Origin of the sequence: Streptomyces sp. MK37H (assembly GCF_018035285.1) — a bacterium.
Lineage (GTDB): Bacteria > Actinomycetota > Actinomycetes > Streptomycetales > Streptomycetaceae > Streptomyces > Streptomyces endocoffeicus.
Genome location: NZ_JAAAYH010000893.1, coordinates 1 through 352 on the forward strand (window position 1 = coordinate 1; position 352 = coordinate 352).

The 352-nt window shown below is 71.6% G+C and carries 1 pseudogene; it reads right to left on the reverse strand.

What is annotated here, in order from left to right:
• Positions 1-352: pseudogene (locus GWI24_RS44645) on the reverse strand (carbohydrate ABC transporter substrate-binding protein); the annotation flags it as partial.

The following is a 352-nucleotide window of genomic DNA, read 5'->3' on the forward strand; positions in this document are numbered from 1 at the left end:
AAACCCCCCGGACTGGGCCCAGATGGTCCCAGCGTCCGGTGAGGCGAGGAAGGTCAGCAGCGCCTGCGCCGCCTTGCTGTTCTTCAGCGCCACGCCGACGTCGCCACCGGTCACCACCGGCGCGTCCGCGCCCACCGCCGGGAACGGGAACACCTTCGCGTCCCGGTCCAGCTCCGCACCCGCGTCGGCGACATTGGCGGCGACGAAGTCAGCCTCGAAGACCATGCCCGCATCCGGCTCCGCCTTGTTGCCGAACGCCTTGGTGACCGAGTCCGGGAACGCGGTCTGCAGCGCACCACCCCGGCCGCCCGCGACCAGACCCTTGGTGCCCCACAGCTCGGCGAGCGTCTCA